The 19,261-nt window shown below is 66.2% G+C and carries 19 protein-coding genes and 1 pseudogene; 18 read left to right on the plus strand and 2 right to left on the minus strand.

Features of this window, described 5'->3' with window-relative positions:
• Positions 1 to 17: 17 nt before the first annotated feature.
• Positions 18 to 1,616: a FadD3 family acyl-CoA ligase gene (locus GJ700_RS10135; protein WP_195763846.1), complete on the plus strand. Its 1,599-nt coding sequence runs from the start codon at positions 18 to 20 to the stop codon at positions 1,614 to 1,616.
• A 59-nt stretch (positions 1,617 to 1,675) separates the two neighbouring features.
• Entirely contained in the window at positions 1,676 to 1,852 is a 177-nt protein-coding gene (locus GJ700_RS10140) for a hypothetical protein (RefSeq protein WP_154373243.1), read from the plus strand.
• A gap of 48 nt (positions 1,853 to 1,900) precedes the next feature.
• Here GJ700_RS10140 and GJ700_RS10145 read toward each other — a convergent pair whose 3' ends face one another.
• Complete coding sequence (locus GJ700_RS10145) at positions 1,901 to 2,263, minus strand: hypothetical protein (RefSeq protein WP_154373244.1); 363 nt, start codon at positions 2,261 to 2,263, stop codon at positions 1,901 to 1,903.
• A 221-nt stretch (positions 2,264 to 2,484) separates the two neighbouring features.
• Complete coding sequence (locus GJ700_RS10150) at positions 2,485 to 3,459, minus strand: flavin reductase (RefSeq protein ID WP_154373246.1); 975 nt, start codon at positions 3,457 to 3,459, stop codon at positions 2,485 to 2,487.
• A gap of 187 nt (positions 3,460 to 3,646) precedes the next feature.
• Here GJ700_RS10150 and GJ700_RS10155 point away from each other — a divergent pair, with 187 nt between their 5' ends.
• The 16 genes and pseudogenes from GJ700_RS10155 to GJ700_RS10225 all read left to right on the plus strand — a co-directional run bounded on the left by GJ700_RS10155 (position 3,647) and on the right by GJ700_RS10225 (position 19,231).
• Positions 3,647 to 4,555: a VOC family protein gene (locus tag GJ700_RS10155; RefSeq protein WP_154373248.1), complete on the plus strand. Its 909-nt coding sequence runs from the start codon at positions 3,647 to 3,649 to the stop codon at positions 4,553 to 4,555.
• A 9-nt stretch (positions 4,556 to 4,564) separates the two neighbouring features.
• Positions 4,565 to 5,440 (plus strand): CoA transferase subunit A, encoded by an 876-nt coding sequence (locus tag GJ700_RS10160; protein WP_154373250.1) that lies wholly within the window; start codon positions 4,565 to 4,567, stop codon positions 5,438 to 5,440.
• Positions 5,441 to 5,450: 10 nt separating this feature from the next.
• Complete coding sequence (locus GJ700_RS10165; RefSeq protein ID WP_154373252.1) at positions 5,451 to 6,212, plus strand: CoA-transferase subunit beta; 762 nt, start codon at positions 5,451 to 5,453, stop codon at positions 6,210 to 6,212.
• Positions 6,209 to 7,123, plus strand: a complete 915-nt coding sequence (locus tag GJ700_RS10170) for an enoyl-CoA hydratase (protein WP_154373254.1) — start codon at positions 6,209 to 6,211, stop codon at positions 7,121 to 7,123. Before GJ700_RS10165 ends, GJ700_RS10170 begins: the two co-directional genes overlap by 4 nt.
• Positions 7,120 to 8,226 carry an NAD(P)H-dependent flavin oxidoreductase gene (locus GJ700_RS10175; protein ID WP_154373256.1) on the plus strand — a complete coding sequence of 369 codons (1,107 nt, stop codon included), beginning with the start codon at positions 7,120 to 7,122 and terminating at the stop codon, positions 8,224 to 8,226. The genes GJ700_RS10170 and GJ700_RS10175 overlap by 4 nt, the downstream gene beginning before the upstream one ends.
• Entirely contained in the window at positions 8,223 to 8,987 is a 765-nt protein-coding gene (locus tag GJ700_RS10180) for an enoyl-CoA hydratase family protein (protein WP_154373258.1), read from the plus strand. The genes GJ700_RS10175 and GJ700_RS10180 overlap by 4 nt, the downstream gene beginning before the upstream one ends.
• 2 nt (positions 8,988 to 8,989) lie before the next feature.
• Positions 8,990 to 10,156, plus strand: coding sequence for an acyl-CoA dehydrogenase family protein (locus GJ700_RS10185; protein ID WP_154373260.1), 1,167 nt, complete (start codon positions 8,990 to 8,992; stop codon positions 10,154 to 10,156).
• 22 nt (positions 10,157 to 10,178) lie between these two features.
• On the plus strand, positions 10,179 to 11,249 hold the full coding sequence (locus GJ700_RS10190) for an acyl-CoA dehydrogenase family protein (RefSeq protein ID WP_154373262.1): 1,071 nt from the start codon (positions 10,179 to 10,181) through the stop codon (positions 11,247 to 11,249).
• Complete coding sequence (locus GJ700_RS10195; protein ID WP_154373264.1) at positions 11,246 to 12,400, plus strand: acetyl-CoA C-acetyltransferase; 1,155 nt, start codon at positions 11,246 to 11,248, stop codon at positions 12,398 to 12,400. Before GJ700_RS10190 ends, GJ700_RS10195 begins: the two co-directional genes overlap by 4 nt.
• A 10-nt stretch (positions 12,401 to 12,410) precedes the next feature.
• Entirely contained in the window at positions 12,411 to 13,289 is an 879-nt protein-coding gene (locus GJ700_RS10200; RefSeq protein ID WP_154373266.1) for an SDR family oxidoreductase, read from the plus strand.
• Between the two features lie 7 nt (positions 13,290 to 13,296).
• A pseudogene (locus tag GJ700_RS35365) lies at positions 13,297 to 14,412 on the plus strand (acyl-CoA dehydrogenase family protein); the annotation flags it as partial.
• Positions 14,413 to 14,421: 9 nt separating this feature from the next.
• The gene (locus GJ700_RS35370; protein WP_229506920.1) at positions 14,422 to 15,633 is read left to right on the plus strand and encodes an acyl-CoA dehydrogenase family protein; all 1,212 of its coding nucleotides are present in this window, start codon (positions 14,422 to 14,424) and stop codon (positions 15,631 to 15,633) included.
• Positions 15,630 to 16,418 (plus strand): SDR family oxidoreductase, encoded by a 789-nt coding sequence (locus GJ700_RS10210; protein WP_154373270.1) that lies wholly within the window; start codon positions 15,630 to 15,632, stop codon positions 16,416 to 16,418. The genes GJ700_RS35370 and GJ700_RS10210 overlap by 4 nt, the downstream gene beginning before the upstream one ends.
• Positions 16,419 to 16,427: 9 nt before the next feature.
• Positions 16,428 to 16,886 carry a MaoC family dehydratase gene (locus GJ700_RS10215; protein ID WP_154373271.1) on the plus strand — a complete coding sequence of 153 codons (459 nt, stop codon included), beginning with the start codon at positions 16,428 to 16,430 and terminating at the stop codon, positions 16,884 to 16,886.
• Positions 16,887 to 16,905: 19 nt separating this feature from the next.
• On the plus strand, positions 16,906 to 18,111 hold the full coding sequence (locus tag GJ700_RS10220; RefSeq protein ID WP_154373273.1) for an acetyl-CoA C-acyltransferase: 1,206 nt from the start codon (positions 16,906 to 16,908) through the stop codon (positions 18,109 to 18,111).
• 145 nt (positions 18,112 to 18,256) lie between these two features.
• Positions 18,257 to 19,231, plus strand: a complete 975-nt coding sequence (locus tag GJ700_RS10225) for a WD40/YVTN/BNR-like repeat-containing protein (RefSeq protein WP_154373275.1) — start codon at positions 18,257 to 18,259, stop codon at positions 19,229 to 19,231.
• The last annotated feature ends 30 nt before the right edge of the window (positions 19,232 to 19,261 follow it).

Here is a 19,261-nt window from a genome sequence, read left to right on the forward strand (position 1 = left end):
ACTTTCCTATGAAGCCAATGAATCCTATCCTGGCCGGCGAGCCGGCGGCGGCCCAGACCACGCCGCACATGCTGTCCGCCGCCGCCGCGCGCTGGCCGCTGGCGCGCGCGATCTATGAGCCGGGCCATGCGCTGACCTATGCCGACCTCGACGCGCTGCGCTGGCAAGCCACGCGCGCGCTGCTGGCGGCCGGCATCGAACCGGGTGACCGCGTTGCCATCTGGGCGCCCAACGGCCACCAGTGGATTGCCGCCGCACTGGCGATCCATAGCGCGGGCGCCGTGCTGGTGCCCGTCAATACGCGGCTGCGCGGCGTCGAGGCGGGCGGCATCCTGGCTGACAGCGGTGCGCGCATGCTGTTTTGCGCCGGCGATTTCCTCGGCGACTATTACCCGGCGCTGCTGGGCGGCCATCGCCCCGCGACAGTGGAACGCATCATCGTACTGGGCGTCGCCAGGCCCGGGCCCGGTGTGGAAGACTGGCATGCCTTCCTGTCCCGCGCCGGCAGCGTGCGCTGGGAAGCGGCGGCCGCGCGGGCGGCCGCCGTCAAGCCGGACGACTTGTCTGACCTGATGTTTACGTCCGGCACCACGGGCCGGCCCAAGGGCGTGATGGCGGCCCATGGCCAGAACCTGCGCGCCATCGCGTCGTGGGGCGCCGCCGTCGGCCTGCAGCCGGCGGAGCGCTACCTGATTGTCTCGCCATTCTTCCACGCTTTCGGCTACAAGGCGGGCTGGCTGGCCGCGCTGATGCATGGCTGCACCATCGCACCGCACCAGGTGTTCGATGCACAAGCCATCCTGGAACGGGTCGCGGCCGAGCGCATCCACGTGTTGCCCGGGCCGCCGACCCTGTACTTGTCGATGCTGGCGCACCCGCAGTTGCGGGAATACGACTTGTCCAGCTTGCGGGCAGCCGTCACGGGCGCCGCCACGATCGCGCCGTCGCTGATTGAACGCATGCGCTGCGAACTGGGCTTCCGCACGGTACTGACGGGGTATGGCTTAACCGAATCGTGCGGTTTCGCCACCCTGTGCGATGGCCGCGACACGGCGGAGCGGGTGGCGACGACTTGCGGCCGCCCCATGCCCGGCGTCGAATTGCGCTGCGTGGACGGGGACGGCGGCGTCGTTGCGCCGGGTGCCGCAGGCGAAGTGCAGCTGCGTGGCTACAACGTCATGCAGGGCTATTTCAACGATGCCGGCGCCACGGAACGCGCCATCGGCGCCGACGGCTGGCTGCGCACGGGCGACGTGGGCGTCATCGATGAACAGGGGTATCTGCGCATCACCGACCGGCTGGGCGACATGTACATCTGCGGGGGCTTCAATTGCTATCCCGCGGAAATCGAACGTTTGCTGGCCGCGCACCCCGCGATTGCCCAGGTGGCCGTGATCGGCATACCGGACGAGCGCATGGGGGAGGTGGGCAAGGCGTGCATCGTGCTGCGGCCGGGTGTCAGCCTGGTGGAAGGGGAGTTGATCGCGTGGGCGCGCGGGCAGATGGCCAATTACAAGGTGCCGCGTGTAGCGAGCTTCATGGATGCATTGCCGCAAAACGCATCCGGCAAAGTGCTGAAGTACCAACTCAGGAGGCAGTGTGACGCGCCGGGGTAACGATTTACGCCGCGGACCGGGGCGGCACACAGGCCCGGTACACATCAAGGAGATCCAACATGACTAGTCTGCCCAGCGCTGCGGTACAACTGGAATCCGTCATGCGCACCGTATTGAATGTCGTCGTATCACCGGGAGCTTGGCTGCTGGACAACTGGCCATCGTTACTGGCGGCGGCGGGGATAGTGTTGGTGGCCGCGTCGCTGGCGGGTTTATTGCGGTGGCAGATGAGGTGAGATAGAAAGTGGGGAGTGGCCACGACCGCGAGAGCGGTGCGTAGCGCCTCAATCAGAGGCGCCGGTTTTCCGCTGACTTAGCTGCCAGCCAGCGTGCACCGCCAAGCCGTATAACAAGATGAGGGGAATTCCAAGCAATGCAAACCCGTAAGTTGCGACGACTACGGGTATCCATAGGATGAAAGCGCTCACAGTGGCCGCCCAAGCCAGCTGCTTCCTTTGCCCTTCAAAGAATTTAATGTTGCCTGCGAGTGCCCCCAAAAGAGCACCCGACACGAGCAAAAAAACAAATTTCACTAAAAGGGAGAAGTCGCTGCCCGCAAAGCACAGCCACGTGTTCGCAAGAAATGTAACAAAGGAAATCGAAAAACCGAGTATTTTTTGCAAAGTACGTGAGAGATGCATAGTCATGAATGAAATCGGCCCTCCAATTGCCTTGTCCTCGACAGATGGATTCCAAAAGTGCCACGCCGGTCGGCGCTCACCGTATACGATACTGCGATAACGCCGTGCAGTGGGTGCGAGAGTGGTATTTTTGGGGTGCCGTGATCTCGTAATTTCAGGCCTTCGGATTGGCCAATGTTCAATGTTAAGACCTGGGGAAGACGTGCGAGTTCATCCCAGCACCGGGTTTAAGCGTTCCAGGGATGCGCCAATCCTGGATCCGTGTGCAAAATAAACTGCTTCAACAAATTCTTAAACGCCGCAGCATCCGCCTCGCCCAGCTTGCCCAGCATATCCGCCTCCAGCGCCTTGGCCGCCGCGATGATACGCAAGGTCAGCGCCCGTCCCGCGTCGCTCAGATAGCACAGCTGCTGTCCCGCCGGCCCCACGGTGCGCACGTAACCCTTCACTTCCAGCCGCGCAATCAGCTGCGGCGTCACCTGGTGTCCCGTATAGGAAAACCGCTCGTTGAAATTCGCGATGCTGCGCCCGTCGCGCACCACCAGCACGCTGAGGACGAAGTATTCGCAATCGCTGAGCCCATGCTGCTGCAAGTGGCTGCGCAACTGGCTGTAAAACTGGAAGTGGGCGCGGGCCAGCAGGTAGCCCGTGAAGTTTTCACTGAAGCTGGCGTCTTCGTCCTGCAAGTCGTCCGTCAGCGCCTGCGCCGCGGTCTTGGCGGTGGCAACCGCGTAGCGGCCGGCCTGGAATACCAGCGGCGGCGCGTCGCGGCGGTCCATGGCGATGACTTCGCCGACAAAGATGATGTGGTCGCCCCCTTCGTACTGGAACGCGGTGCGGCATTGCAGGCGCGCCACGCAGCCCGTCAGCAGCGGCACGCCGCCGGCGCCGTATTCCAGCGCCAGGCCGGCAAACTTGTCGGCGCCACTGCGGGCGAAGCGGTTCGACAGCGCGTCCTGGTCCAGCGCCAGGATATGGACCGCGAAATGGGGGCTTTGCGTGAAGGCCGCCAGGCTGCGCGAGCTTTTGGCAAGACTCCACAGCACCATGGGTGGGTCCAGCGACACGGAATTGAAGCTGTTGGCGGTCACGCCCACGGGAGCGCCGTCGGCGCCCATGCCGGTAATGACGGTCACGCCGGTGGTAAACGCGCCCAGCGCCTTGCGGAATTCCTGTTGATCGAACGGGGTGTCGGTTGCCATGGCATTGTCTCCTGAGGTGGTTATCCGATGATGCAAGCCAGTGTCGCGCCGGGCGTCCGGGCGGGCATCGTCTGCGCGGACTACCCCGCCACACCCGGATGGCTAGTCTTATCAGACGATGTTGCCCCTTTTGCTTTTGCCCAGAATCGGTTCCAGCTACTAAATAAACCGAGCAAGGGGAGCAAACATGATCGAACTACGTGGACTGGGCTATATCGTGGCGGAATCCACCGATACCGCGGCGTGGCGCCATTACGGCGAGCAGGTGCTGGGCATGATGAGTCTTGACGCTCCTGATGGCGGCCTGGCGCTGAAAATGGACGAGCGGGCAGCCCGCATCCATGTCGTCAAGGGGGAGCGTGACGGTTACCTGGCGTCGGGCTGGGAGCTGGCCGGCGAACAGGCGTTCCAGGCCGCGCAAGACAGCCTGCGCCAGCGCGACATCGCCTTCCAGCTGGCCGACAGCGCCACCTGCGCAGCGCGCCATGTACAGCAAATGCTGTGGGTGGCCGACCCGTCCGGCAACCGCCATGAATTGTACTGGGGCGTGAAAACCGATTTCCGCCGCTTCGCGTCGCCGATCGGCGTATCCGGCTTCGTCACGGGCGAGCTGGGGCTGGGCCACGTGGTGTTGCCGGCGCCGGATTTCGACCGCACTTACGGTTTCCTGAAGGACGTGCTGGGCTTCCAGCTGTCCGATATCTTCCGCATGCGAATTCCGCCCGAATTCACACCCGATCCGGCCGAACCGGAAAAGCGCATCTATTTCCTCCATTGCGCCAACGGCCGCCACCACAGCCTGGGCATCTTCGAGATGTCGGCCCCGTCCGGCTGCATCCACGCCATGGTGGAAGTCGAATCGATGGATGAAGTGGGACGTGCGCTGGACCGCGTGCGCCAGCATGGCGTGAAAATGTCCGCCACGCTGGGGCGCCACTGCAATGACCGCATGACGTCGTTCTACATGAAAACACCGGGCGGCTTCGACATGGAATATGGCCACGGCGGCCTGGTGGTCGACTGGGACCACCACAGTGTCTATGAAGCCACGGCGGTCAGCCTGTGGGGCCACGACTTTTCCATCGGTTTCCAATAAGGAGGGACCATGGACAAGCAAAAATCCGCCGCCGACGTGGTGGCGCAACTGAAGGATGGCATGACCATCGGCATCGGCGGCTGGGGGCCGCGCCGCAAGCCGATGGCGCTGGTGCGCGAATTGCTGCGCTCTCCCGTCAAGGATTTGACCGTGGTGGCGTATGGCGGCGCCGATGTCGGCATGTTGTGCGCGGCGGGCAAGGTCAAAAAACTGGTGTTCGCTTTCGTGTCGCTGGACTTCATTCCGCTGGAACCGTATTTCCGCGCGGCGCGCCAGCAGGGCGCCATCGACGTGATGGAAATCGATGAAGGCATGCTGCTGCTGGGTTTGAAGGCTGCCGCCATGCGCATTCCCTTCATCCCCACGGCGGTCGGCCTGGGCACGGACGTACTGCGCCACAACCCCGGGATTGCCGTCATCGATTCCCCGTATGACGAAAAACAGTGGGTTGCCATGCCGGCCTTGACGCTCGATGCGGCGCTGCTGCACGTGGACCGCGCCGATGCGCGTGGCGTGTGCCAGGTGAAAGGGCCGGACCTGTACATGGATGACTTGTTTGCCCGCGCGGCGCGCCACACCTACGTGTCGTGCGATGAGCTGGTCGACAGCAGCCATTTCGCCCAGGGCGACGAAGCGCGTTACGTGCACTGGGAACGCGCCGTCACCACCGCCGTCGTACATGCGCCGGGCGGCGCCCACCCGACATCGTGCGCGCCCCTGTACGGCTTCGACCAGGCCCATTTCAAACAATACGCGGCCGGCGCGCGCGAGCCGGATGGCTGGCAACAGTATGCGGAGCGCTACATCGCCTGCGGCGAGCAGGAATACCTGCGCCGCGTGGGCGGGCTCGACGCCATCCGCAAGCTGGCCTTGCCCGTGTTCTAAGGAAGACAAGATGACTACGACCTTGATCGATACCATTGCCAGCGCCGCGGCTCGGGCCTGGCAGGGTGATGGCGAAGTACTGGCCACCGGCATCGGCGTGTTGCCGCGCCTGGCCGCATCGCTGGCCATGAAGTCCGTCAATCCGGACTTGATGATGACGGATTCCGAAGCGTGGCTGCTGTCCGAGCCGGCGCCGCTGGGGCCGCGCGGCGACTACCGGCTGCAAAGGGAAACGTGGATGGGGTTTGCCCGCATCTTCGACAACGTGTGGAGCGGCCGCCGCCACGCCATGGTGGCGCCGACGCAGATCGACCGCTTCGGCCAGGCCAATATTTCCATGATCGGCAAGGATTACCACAAGCCGGCCGTGCAAATGCTGGGCGTGCGGGGCTTTCCCGGCAATTCCATCAGCCATGCGAATTCCTTTTTCGTGCCAAACCATGGCCGCAAGGTGTTCGTCGAAGGCGAAGTCGATATGGTGGCGTCCATCGGCTATAACCCGGCGCGCCTGCCGCGTGGCTGGCAACTGGACGATATCGCGCTGCGCTGCATCGTGACGAACCTGTGTGTGATGGATTTCGGCGGCCCGCAGCGCCAGATGCGTATCGTGTCGCTGCATCCCGGCGTCACCGCGCAGCAGGTGCAGGATGCGACGGGCTTCCCGCTGCACGTGCCGGACGACATCCCGGAAACCGCCGCGCCGACGGCCGCCGAGCTGGCGCTGATCGCGCAGCTTGATCCCCACAACCTGCGTGCAACGGTGCTGGCATGAGTACGATAAACCACGCTTTTACCGATACGGAGTTTGTCGAGCGCGAAGACACGTCCGTGTATGAAACGGGCGAACCCGTGCTGTACGCGGTGTCGGACGGTGTCGCCACCGTGACGTTGAACCGCCCGCAATTCCACAATGCGCAGAATTCGCAAATGACGTATGCGCTGGACGCGGCGTTCCAGCGCGCCGTCGCCGACGATGCCGTCAAGGTCATCGTGCTGCGCGGCGCGGGCAGGCATTTTTCCGCCGGCCACGACATCGGCACGCCGGGCCGCGACATCAACAAGTCGTTCGACCGCGTGTCCGGCTGGTATGACCACGTCAACAAGCCTGGCGGCGAATTCCTGTACGCCCGCGAACAGGAAGTCTACCTGGGCATGTGCCGCCGCTGGCGCGATTTGCCGAAGCCCACCATCGCGATGGTGCAGGGCGCCTGCGTGGCGGGTGGCCTGATGCTGGCATGGGTGTGTGACCTGATCATCGCTTCGGACGACGCGTTCTTCAGCGACCCGGTGGTGCGCATGGGTATACCCGGCGTCGAATATTTCGCCCACCCGTTTGAAATGCATCCCCGCATCGCCAAGGAATTCCTGTTCCTCGGCGAACGCATGGGGGCCACGCGCGCCCGCGAACTGGGAATGGTGAACCGCGTGGTGGCGTCGTCAGGGCTGGAACAGGCGACCTATGACGTCGCGCGCCGGATAGCCGCGATGCCCCGCATGGGCCTGGCGCTGGCCAAGCAAGCCGTCAACCATGCGGAAGAATTGCAGGGCAAGCGGGCAGCGATGGAAGCGGCATTCGGCTGGCATCACTTCGCCCACGTGCACAACGAACTGGTATCCGGCGACAAGCTGGGCGGCTATGACGCGCGCAGCATGGCGGATTCACAGCGGGGAGGCCGCAAATGAACGCGATAACGCAAAACGGGCCGCTGGACACGGTGCTGTGCCGGATGCTGGGCTGCCGCTATCCCATCGTGCAAACGGCGATGGGCTGGGTGGCCGATGCGAAGCTGGTGGCGGCCACCGGCAATGCCGGCGGCTTCGGCTTCCTGGCCGGCGCCACCATCGAGCCGGACCAGCTGGAAGCGGAAATCCTGCGCGTGAAAGCACTGACCGATGCGCCGTTCGGCCTGAACTTCCATATGTTCCAGCCGAACGCGCAGGAAGCCATCGCGCTCGCCATCAAGCACAAGCTGCGCGCCGTCAGCTACGGCCGCGGTCCGGACCAGCGCGCCATTGCGCGGCTCAAGGATGCGGGTGTGCTGTGCATGCCCACCGTGGGCGCCGTCAAGCATGCGCAAAAAGCCATCGAACTGGGCGCCGACATCGTGACGGTGCAGGGCGGCGAGGGTGGCGGCCACACGGGTTCCGTCCCCACCACGTTATTGCTGCCGCAAGTGCTGGACGCGGTCCAGGCCCCCGTGGTGGCGGCCGGCGGCTTTTATGACGGGCGTGGCCTGGCGGCAGCCCTGGCCTATGGCGCGGCCGGCATCGCGATGGGGACGCGCTTCCTGATGACGACGGATTCTCCCGTGCCCGCCGCGACGCTGGCGCACTACGTGGCGGTGCGCGACCCGGCCGCGATCCGCGTATCGCTGGCCATCGATGGCTTGCCGCAGCGGATGATCGATAACCCTTACCTGGCCCACCTGGAACAGGCGGGTGGATTGCGCCGCGTGCTGCTGGCGCTGGGCACGGCGCAGCGCTGGCGCAAGCATACCGGCATGGGCTGGGGCGCCATGCTGCGCACGGCGGCGCAGGCGCTGCGGGGCGACGGCATGACGGCCGCGCAAACCCTGATGGCCGCCAACGCGCCCGTGCTGATCCAGCGCGCCATGGTCGATGGCATGCCCGATGAGGGCGTGCTGCCCAGCGGCCAGGCGGCAGCGGCCATCGGCAGCCTGGAGTCGTGCGCCACGCTGATTGCCCGCATCGCGGCGGACGCTGAATTGCGCCTGTCGAGCTGCTTCACTTCCCATTTACATCCCAACCGGAGGCACACCGCATGACTACTCCATTCCACACCACGATCGCCGAAGGCATTGCCGAACTGGTGATCGACAGGCCGCCGGTCAATGCGCTCGATTGCGCGGGCTGGCAATTGCTGGCCGATACGCTCGATGCGCTGGGCCACAACGACGACGTGCGCGTGATCGTGCTGCGCGGCGCGGGCCGGGGCTTTTGCGCCGGCGTCGACATCAAGGAACTGGCCGCGCACCCGGAGCGCATCGTCGACGTCAACGCCGGCAATTACGCATCGTTCCGCGCCGTGCACCGCAATCCCAAGCCCGTCATCGTGGCCGTGCATGGCTTCGTGCTGGGCGGCGGCATCGGCCTGTCCGGCGCGGCCGATATCGTCGTGGCGTCCGACTGCGCACGCTTCGGCGTGCCGGAAATCGACCGTGGCGCGATGGGCGGCGGCGCGCATTTGCAGCGCCTGTTCCCCGTGCAAAAGGTGCGCCACATGTACTTCACTGGCGACATGATCACGGCCCACGAAGCGTACCGCCTCGGTTCCATCGAGCGCGTGGTGCCGCTGGCGGACTTGCGCGAAACCGCGCTGGAGATCGCGCGCAGTATCGCCGCGAAAAGCCCCGCCATGCTGCGCCTGGCCAAGGAATCGCTGAACGGCGTGGAAGACGGCAACCTGGAGGACAAATACCGCTGGGAGCAGGGTTTCACGTTGCAGGCGTACATGACCACGGATTCCGGCGAGGCGCGCGCCGCCTTCGTGGAAAAACGCGACGCGCAATTCGCCAACGGAGGCTGACCATGGACTTGCGCTATACCGATGCCGAGCGCGCATTCCGCGCCGAGATCCGCGCCTGGCTGGCCGGGCATGTGCCGGCCAAACCGCTGAAAAGCTTCGACACGGAAGAGGGCTTCGCCGAACACCGCGCGTGGGAGCGCACGCTGTATTCCGGCCGCTGGAGCATGGTCACGTGGCCGCGCGAGCTGGGCGGGCGTGGCTGCACCTTGATCGAATGGCTGATCTTCGAAGAAGAGTATTGGCGCGCCGGGGCGCCGCTGCGCGTCAACCAGAATGGCGTGTTCCTGCTGGGACCCACGCTGATGGACGTCGGCACGCCGGAGCAGCAGGCCCGTTTCCTGCCCCGCATCGCGTCCGGCGACGATATCTGGGCTCAGGCATGGTCGGAACCGAACGCAGGTTCCGACATGGCGGCGATCCGCTGCAGTGCGCGGCTCGACGGCGACCATTACGTCGTCAATGGGCAGAAAATCTGGTCGACCCGCGCGGTCTGGGCCGATTGCGCATTCGGGCTGTTCCGCTCGGACCCGGAATCGAGCCGCCACCATGGCCTGTCGTTCCTGCTGACGCCCCTCGATGCGCCCGGCATCACGGTGCGCCCGATCCGCCAGTTGAATGGCCAGACGGGCTTCGCGGAAATTTTCTTCGACGATGTGCGCATTCCCGTCGCAAACCGTCTGGGCCAGGAAGGCGCGGGCTGGCAGGTGGCAATGGCGACCGCCGGATTCGAGCGGGGCCTGATGCTGCGCTCGCCGGCACGCTTCCAGGAGACGGCGCGCGCATTGGCCGCGCTGTACCGCGAGCGGCAACAGCACGGTGGCGCCGATGCGGCGCTGGCGGAAGACGTGGCGCGCGGCTGGATGGATGCGGAAGCGTATGCGCTGTCGACCTATGCCACCGCCAGCCGTCTGCAAAAGGGCGGCCATATCGGCCCGGAATCGTCCACCAACAAGGTGTTCTGGTCGGAACTCGATATCCGCCTGCACGACACCGCGCAGCGGCTGGCCGGTCCGCTGGCCGAACTCACGGCGGACGCACCGCTGGCGCTGGACCATGGCCGCTGGCTGGAAGGCTACATGTTTGCGCAATCGGGCCCGATCTACGCGGGCACCAATGAAATCCAGCGCAACATCGTGGCCGAACGCATGCTGGGCATGCCGCGCTCCTGAGGCGCATTGACAGGAGAAGATCATGGATTTTACGTTTGCAGAAGACCAGGTGCTGTTGGCCGACACGGTGCGCCGCTTCCTGGTCAATGAAGTCTCGCCGGAACTGATCCGCGAACTGTGGAACCGCCCCGGCGGCCGCTCGCAGGATTTGTGGATGCAACTGGCGCAGCAGGGACTGACGGGACTGTCGGTGCCGGCCGAGCATGGCGGCATGGGCATGTCCGATGTCGACTGGGTGTTGCTGGCCCGCGAATGCGGCTACCACGGTTTGCCCGCGCCGCTGCTGGAATCGTCGTGGGTGGCGGCCGGCCTGCTGGCGCAATTGCCTCAGGGCGATGTGCGCGACCACGCACTGGCGGGCATTGCCGATGGCAGCCTGCGCGTGGCGATGGGCCACGCCCACAGTCCGCTGGTGGCCGACGCCGACCAGGCCAACCTGGTGCTGCTGGAGCGCGATGGCCGCCTGTTTGCCGTGCCGTCCAGCCGGATCGCCATGACGGCGCAACCGAGCATCGACCCGTCGCGCCGCCTGTTCACCGTGCAGTGGGACAGCGAACCGCAATATTGCATCGTCGAGCAGGCGCATGGGCTGATGGAACAGGCATTCCAGCGCGGCGCGCTGGCCGCCGCCGCGCAATTGCTGGGCCTTGCGCAGCGCATGCTGGACCTGGCCATCGATTACGCGGACCAGCGCAAGCAGTTCGGCAAGCCGATCGGCGTCAACCAGGCCATCAAGCACCACCTGGCCGACGTGGCGGTCAAGCTGGAATTCGCCCGTCCCGTGGTGTTCCGCGCCGCCCATGCACTTGCGCACAGCACGCCGGACAGCGCGGCGCAATGCGCGGTGCATGTGTCCCACGCCAAGGTGGCGGCCAGCGAAGCGGCGCTGCTGGCGGCGCGCAACGCCATGCAGGTGCATGGAGCCATGGGCTATACGTGGGAAATGGACTTACAGATATTCATGAAAATGGCGTGGGCGCTGGACGCGGCGTGGGGCGAGCGCACCCTGCACCTGGCGCGCGTCCGCGCCCACGTGCTGGCGCGGGATGCCGCGCTGGGACCGGGCAGCACCTTCGGGGAGGAACAACCATGAAACGAACGGAAGCCTATATCGTCGACGCGCTGCGCACGCCCGTCGGCAAGCGGCGCGGCAGCCTCGCGCACATGCACGCGGCGGACCTGGGCGGGTTTGTCTTGCGCGCGCTGGTCGAGCGCAATGCGATTCCCGCCGATGAATATGACGACGTGGTGTTCGGCTGCGTCGACACCATCGGCCCGCTGGCCGGCAATATCGCCCGTTCCAGCTGGCTGGCGGCCGGCTTGCCGTTGAACGTGCCCGGTGTGACGGTGGACCGCCAGTGCGGTTCGTCGCAGCAGGCGCTGCACTTCGCCGCGCAAGCGGTAATGAGCGGGACGCAGCACGTGGTGGTGGCGGGCGGCGTGCAAACCATGACCAGCATCCCGATTTCGTCGGCCATGCTGGCGGGCCAACCGCTGGGGTTTGCCGATCCGTTTTCCGGCAGCACGGGGTGGCAAGCCCGCTTTGGCGGCCAGCCGGTGTCGCAATTCCACGCGGCGCAAATGATCGCGGAAAGGTGGCAGTGTTCGCGTGCGGAGATGGAAGCGTATGCGCTGGAAAGCCACCGGCGCGCCTTGCAGGCCGCCGCCGAAGGGCGCTTCAAGCGTGAAATCGTGCCGTGCGCGGGTCTTGCGCACGATGAAACGCCGCGCAACACGTCGCTGGAAAAAATGGCTGAACTGGAGCCGCTTGGCGAAGGGAGCTGGTTGACGGCCGGCATGGCCAGCCAGACGTGCGACGCGGCGGCCGCGCTGCTGGTGGTGTCGGAGGAAGCGCTGAAGCGCTACAACCTGACGCCGCGCGCCCGCATCCACCATTTGTCCGTCATGGGCGACGACCCGGTCTGGATGCTGACCGCGCCGATCGCCGCCAGCAAGAAGGCGCTGCAGCGTTGCGGCATGCGCTGGGGCGATATCGATCTGGTGGAAGTCAACGAAGCCTTTGCCAGCGTGGCGCAGGCATGGCTGAAAGAGACCGGCTATCCGCACGAACGCACCAACGTCAATGGCGGCGCCATCGCGCTGGGCCATCCGCTGGGTGCGACCGGCGCGCGCCTGATGACGACCCTGCTGCATGAACTGGAACGCGGCAATGGCCGCTTCGGCCTGCAAACCATGTGCGAAGGCGGCGGGCTGGCCAATGTGACGATTATCGAGAGAATTTGAGGACGGCATCATGAAAATCTGTATCGGCAGGACCGTGATCGTGACGGGGGCGGGCGGTGGCCTGGGGCGCGCGTATGCATTGGCGCTGGCGCAATCGGGCGCCAACGTGGTGGTCAACGATATCCGCGTGGAAGCCGCGCAAGCTGTCGTCGACGGGATTGTCGCCGGCGGCGGCAACGCGCTAGCCAATGGCGGTGACATCACCGCCATGGCGGGCGCGGAAAGCATCGTGGCGGCAGCCGTTGCCGCCTATGGCGAAGTGCACGCGCTGGTCAATAACGCGGGCATTTGCCGCGACCGCATGTTTGCCAGCATGGGCGAGGCGGACTGGGACGACGTGATGCGCGTGCATTTGAAGGGCCACTTTTGCCTGGCCAACGTGCTGGCGCGGCGCTGGCGCGATGCGGCCAAGGCGGGAACGCCGGTGGCGGGCCGCATCGTCAACACCGGTTCCGGCGCGGGCCTCGCGGGCTCGGTCGGGCAGTCGAATTACGCGGCCGCCAAGGCCGGCATTGCCGCGCTGACGCTGGTGCAGGCTGCGGAACTGGCGCGCTATGGCGTGACCGCCAACTGCCTGGCGCCGGCAGCCCGCACGGGCATGACGGAAGACGTGTTTGCCTCCATGATGAAACCGCCGGAAGACGGCGGCTTCGATTACTACGATCCGGCCAACGTGGCGCCGCTGGTGGTATGGCTGGCCAGCGCCGAGTCGGCAAGCGTGACGGGCCGCACGTTTGAAATCGCGGGTGGCAAGCTGTCGCTGGCCGAAGGCTGGCAGGTGGGCCCGGCGCGCGACAAGGGCGCGCGCTGGCTGCCGCATGAAGTGGGCGACGCCGTGGCGCAACTGGTGGCGCTGGCCCGCGCCCCGCAGCCGGTCTATGGTGCGTGAGGTAATCATGGACTTCACGCTCAACGAAGAGCAGCAAATGATACGGGACGCGGCCGCCGCTTTCCTGGGCGAACGGTGCTGTTCCACCAGCCTGCGCGCGGTGCTGGATCCGGCGCATGCCGCCGGCGCCGCCGCGCACGATGGCCCGTTGTGGAACGAGATGGCGACGACCCTGGGCTGGTGCGCGCTGACGGTGCCGGAACACAGCGGCGGCATGGGCCTGGGCCAGGTGGAACGTACCTTGTTGATGGAACAGATGGGCCGCCGCCTGCCGGCCGTGCCGTACTTTGCCAGCGCTTGCCTGGCGGCCGATGCGCTGCAATACGGCGCGCCGCAGGCCGGCAAGGCGTGGCTGGAACGGATGGCGGCGGGATTGGCGACGGCGGCGCTGGCCTTGCCGCAACTGGCGCACTGGGATGCGGCGCAATGCGCGGTGACCGCGCGGCGCACGCCGCACGGCCATCAGCTGGACGGCGAAGCCGCGCAAGTGATGGGCGGCGCGCAGGCGGACGTGCTGCTGGTGCCGGCCCGCACGGACGATGGCGAAATCGCGCTGTTTGCCGTGCGCGCGGACACGCCGGGTGTCGCGCTGACGTCATTGCGCACCATGGACCTGACCCGCGCGATCTCAAGTTTGCAATTAACGAACGTGCAGATAGGGGCGGAAGCATGGCAGGCAACGGGAGAAGCATTGCAGGCCGGCCTGGCCCGCTCGACGACGCTGGCGTCATTGGCGCTGGCGGCGGAGCAGGTCGGGAGTGCGCGCCAGTGCCTGGAGCTGACATTGGCCTACGTCGGCGAGCGCGTGCAGTTTGGCCGCGCCATCGCGTCGTTCCAGGCGGTCAAACACCGCTGCGCGCTCATGATGGTGGCGCTGGAGTCGGCCGCGTCGATGGTGCATGGGGCGGCGCTGCTGGCCGACTGCGGCGGGGAGGGACTCGAAGCGGAGGTGGCCAGCGCCAAGTACGCCGCCAACCAGGCGCTGTTCTTCTGCGCGCAGGAAGCCATCCAGCTGCATGGCGGCGTGGGGTTCACGTGGGAATATGACCCGCACCTGTACTTCAAGCGCGCACAGGCCGCGCGCCACTGGTTCGGCAGCGACAGCGCCTGCCTGCGGCACGTGGCGCAGGTGCTGGCCGACGGCGCGACGGCTGCGCGGGCACCCGTCGCGGCGCGCGGCGAATTCGAACAATGGCTGGAAGCCCGGCTGTCCGGCGAATTCGCGGCGCTGCGCCACCGGGGCGGCCCGGGTGATGAGGATGCGTATCCGGAAGAGCGCAAGCAATGGGAGCGCGCACTGGCCGATGCCGGCTGGACGTGCGCCGGCTGGCCGCGGGAACACGGCGGCCGGGGCCTGTCGCTGGCGCAGCAGGTGGCGCACCACGAACAGTATGCGCGGGCAGGCGGGCCGGGCCGGGTCGGCCATATAGGCGAAGGCTTGATCGGTCCGACCCTGATTGCACTGGGCACGCCGGACCAGCAACAGCGGCATTTGCCCGGCATTTGCGCGGGCACCACACTGTGGTGCCAGGGGTATTCGGAACCGAACGCAGGGTCCGACCTGGCCAACGTGCAAACCCGCGCCGTGCGCGACGACGCGACGGGCGACTGGATCGTCACAGGCCAGAAGGTGTGGACGTCGCTGGCGCACGAATCGCAATGGATCTTCGTCGTGGCGCGCTGCGAACCCGGTTCTCAGGGCGGCAAGGGCTTGATTTTCCTGCTGATGCCGCTGGACCAGCCGGGCATCGACATCCGCCCGATCCGCCAGATCAGCGGCAGCGCGGAATTCAACGAAGTGTTCTTTGATGGCGCCCGCGCCAGGGCATGCGATGTCGTCGGCAAGCCGGGCGAAGGGTGGCAGGTGGCGATGGCGCTGCTGGGTTTTGAGCGGGGCTTGTCGACGCTGGGCCAGCAAATGCACTTCCTGCATGAGCTGGAACTGGTGATCGCGGCGGCTCGCGACAACGGGGCATGGGGCGACCAGGCCATGCGCGAGCGCATCGCCCGTGCATGGATCGGCTTGCGCACGATGCGCTGCAATGCGCTGCGCATGTTGTCCGGCGCGGACAGCGGCAAGCTGGCGCCGGAATCGCTGATCTACAAATACCACTGGTCCAACTGGCACCGCGACCTGGGCGAACTGGCGATGGACGTGCTGGGGGCGGACGGCAATGTGATGGGCGATGACCACGGTACCGATGATGGCCGCCGCCAGCGCCTGCAAAGCCTGTTCCTGTTCAGCCGCGCGGACACGATTTACGCTGGTTCCAATGAAATCCAACTCAACATCATTGCCGAGCGTGGTCTCGGCATGCCGAAAGAACCAAGGGGCACCCTATGAAACAAGCTATCCCGGAATATGTCAAAGGCCACGGCCTGCTGGCCGGTAAATCCGTGCTGATCACGGCGGCGGCGGGCGGCGGCATCGGCTTTGCCGCCGCCCGCCGCGCCGTGGAGGAAGGTTGCCGCGCGCTGATGATTTCCGATATCCATCCGCAGCGGCTGGAAGCTGCCGTCGCGCAGTTGCGCGAAGAAATGGATTGCCAGGACATCCACGGCCAGCTGTGTGACGTGACGCAGGAAGAGCAGGTGCAGGCATTGATCGCAAAAGCGGAAGAGCGCTTGCAGGGTGTCGACGTATTGATCAACAACGCGGGCCTGGGCGGCAGCCGCCGCGTGGTCGACATGCCGGACGCGGAATGGCACCGCGTGCTCGACATCACGCTGACGGGCACATTCAGGATGACGCGCGCCATGCTGCCTGCCATGCAGCAGCGGGGCCGGGGCGTGATCGTCAACAACGCGTCGGTGCTGGGCTGGCGCGCGCAAAAGGAGCAGGCGCACTATGCGGCGGCCAAGGCGGGCGTGATGGCGCTGACGCGCTGCAGCGCGCTGGAAGCGGCGGAATTCGGCGTGCGCATCAACGCGGTGGCGCCCAGCATTGCGCTGCACGACTTCCTGCGCAAGTCGGCGCCACAGGAATTGCTGGACCACCTGGCGTCGCGCGAAGCCTTCGGGCGCGCGGCCGAAGTGTGGGAAGTGGCCAACGTGATGATGTTCCTGGCCAGCGACTACGCGTCCTACATGGTGGGCGAAGTGGTGCCTGTCAGCAGCCAGCACGCGTAGGAGGACGCCATGGGCACGACTTTGCGCGGCAGCGCGGATTTCCTGTCCGGCGTGGGCCGGGTATTGGGCGCCAGCCCGTGGCTGCTGGTGGACCAGCGCCGCATCGACTTGTTTGCCGAAGCAACGGGCGATCACCAGTGGATCCACGTCGACCCGGTACGGGCGGCGGATGGACCGTTTGGCGCCTGCGTGGCGCACGGCTACCTGACCTTGTCGCTGGTGAACCTGTTTCTGCCGCAGGTGCTGACGGTGGAAGGCATGACGATGGGTGTCAACTATGGCTGCGAGCGGGTGCGTTTCCCCGCGCCGCTGCGCGTTGGCAGCCGCGTGCGGGGCATGTGCCAGCTGGTGCACGCGGAAGCGCTTGCCGGCAATGGCGTGCAGGCCACCATCCGCGTCACCGTGGAAATCGACGGCCAGCCCAAGCCCGCGTGCGTGGCCGACGCCATCAGCCGCTACTACTTTTAAAAAAAACAAGGAGTACACCATGCAGGAAGCAGTGATAGTTTCGACCGCCCGCACGCCGATCGGTAAAGCATTCCGGGGCGCGTTCAACGATACGGAAGCCCCCGCGCTGGGTGGCCACGTGATCCGCGCGGCGCTGGCGAAAGTGCCGAACATCGAAGGCCATGAAGTGGAAGACGTGCAAATGGGCGCGGCCGCTCAGCAGGGTACGCAGGGCTACAACATCGGCCGCCTGTCCGCCATTGCGGCCGGCTTGCCGGCCAGCGTGCCGGGCATGGCGCTGGACCGCATGTGTTCATCGGGACTGATGGCGATTGCCGGCGCCGCGAAGTCCATCATGTGCGGCGAACTGGAAATCGCCGTCGCGGGCGGCGTGGAATCGATCTCGCTGACGCAAAACAAGCATAAAAACACGTACCGCAACCAGGCGCAGGCCGTGCTGGCCCACGACCCCGCCGCCTACATCCCGATGATCGAGACGGCGGAAATCGTCGCCCGCCGCTATGGCATCAGCCGCGCCGCGCAGGATGACTACGCGCTGCACAGCCAGCAGCGGGTGGCGGCGGCCCAGCGGGCGGGTTTGTTCGATGCGGAAATCGTGCCGATGGCCAGCGTGCACCAGTTGTTTGATCGCGACGGCAATCCGAACGGCAGCGAAGTCATGACCTTGGTGCGCGACGAATGCGCGCGCGGCGCGACCGATGCGGCGTCGCTGGCGGCATTGAAACCCGTGTGGCAGGGCGGCCAGTGGGTACAGCAAGGCGAATTCATCACGGCCGGCAATGCGTCGCAACTGGCCGATGGCGCGTCCGCCTGCGTATTGACCAGCGCCGCGCTGGCCCGCGCCCGTGGCCTGGCGCCGCTGGGCGCCTACCGGGGCATGGCGGTGGCGGGATGCGCGTCCGATGAAATGGGTATCGGCCCCGTGTATGCGATCCCCAGGCTGTTGAAACGCCACGGCATGACGGTGGCCGATATTGGTTTGTGGGAATTGAACGAGGCGTTTGCCAGCCAGGTGTTGTATTGCCGCGACCAGCTGGGCATTCCCGATGCGCGCCTGAACGTCAATGGCGGCGCCATCGCCATGGGCCATCCATTCGGCATGTCGGGTTCGCGCCTGGTGGGCCATGCGTTGCTGGAAGGGCAACGCCGGGGCGTACGCCACGTGGTGGTCACGATGTGCATCGGCGGCGGCATGGGCGCCGCAGCGCTGTTCGAAGTGTTGTAACTGAACCGGTAGGGCGGTTTCCGCGCAGCGGAAGCCGCCGTGCGTGGAGATGCAACATAGTCCAAGTTGACGATGTTGGAGCCCCGGATTCGCAGTGTACTAGGCCTATGAAAAACGCAGCCGCAGAGCTGTCAAGGAGACAACAATGAAACATACTCTGCGCGGCGCCAGCCTGGCGCTGTCGATCGCGGTGGCGGCGGGGGCGGTCTATGCCTTCGCCTTGCGCCCCCATCCCGTGTTTGCCGCCACCGCCGTGCGGGCCGACCGTTTACACGTCAATGCGCTGGCGCGGGCAGGCCAGCGCATCGTGGCGGTGGGCGAGGCGGGCCATATCCTGTATTCCGACGATGGCGGCGTCGGCTGGCGTGACGCCGACGTGGCCCGCCAGCCCGGTTCCACCTTGACGCAAGTGAGCTTCAGCGACGACCGCCATGGCCTGGCGGTCGGGCATGACGGCGTCGTGCTGGGGACCGAAGACGGCGGCCGGCACTGGCAACAGTTGCGCTTCGATACCGAACACACGGACCCGCTGCTCGACGTGGCGCTGCGCGGCGACGGCGGCGCGCTGGCGGTCGGCAGTTTCGGCCGCTTCCTGGTGTCGAAAGATGGCGGCAGCCGGTGGCTGCCGGCAGTAACCCCACCCGCCATCGCCGACGCCCACGCGAATGCGCTGGTATGGGGCAAGGGCAAGGGCAAGGGCAACGCCATGCTGCTGGTGGGCGAAGCGGGCTTGCTGCACCGGTCGAACGACGGCGGCGCCACGTGGCAAACGCTGGCGCTGCCGTATAAAGGTTCGCTGTTCGGCGGACTGGCGCTGGCCGACGGCGCCTGGCTGGTGTTCGGCATGCGCGGCCACGTTTTCCGCAGCACCGACTTCGGCGTCACGTGGGACGCGGTCGATACCGGCCTGCCCACGTCGTATTTCGGTGGCGCCCAGTTGAAGGATGGCCGCGTGGTGCTGGTGGGGCAGGGCGGTGCGGTCGTGCTGTCCGGCGACGGCGGCAGGACGTTCCGCATCCACCGGGTCGGCGGTCGCGCCAGCCTGGCCGCCGTGGCCGAAGCCGACGCCGGCCACGTGCTGCTGGCCGGTGAAGCCGGCATTTCCCGCGAAGCGCTGTAATGCGCCACCTTGAATCAACAGAATTTTGCG

The sequence above is a fragment of the Pseudoduganella rivuli genome (genome assembly GCF_009674485.1).
GTDB lineage: Bacteria > Pseudomonadota > Gammaproteobacteria > Burkholderiales > Burkholderiaceae_D > Rugamonas > Rugamonas rivuli_B.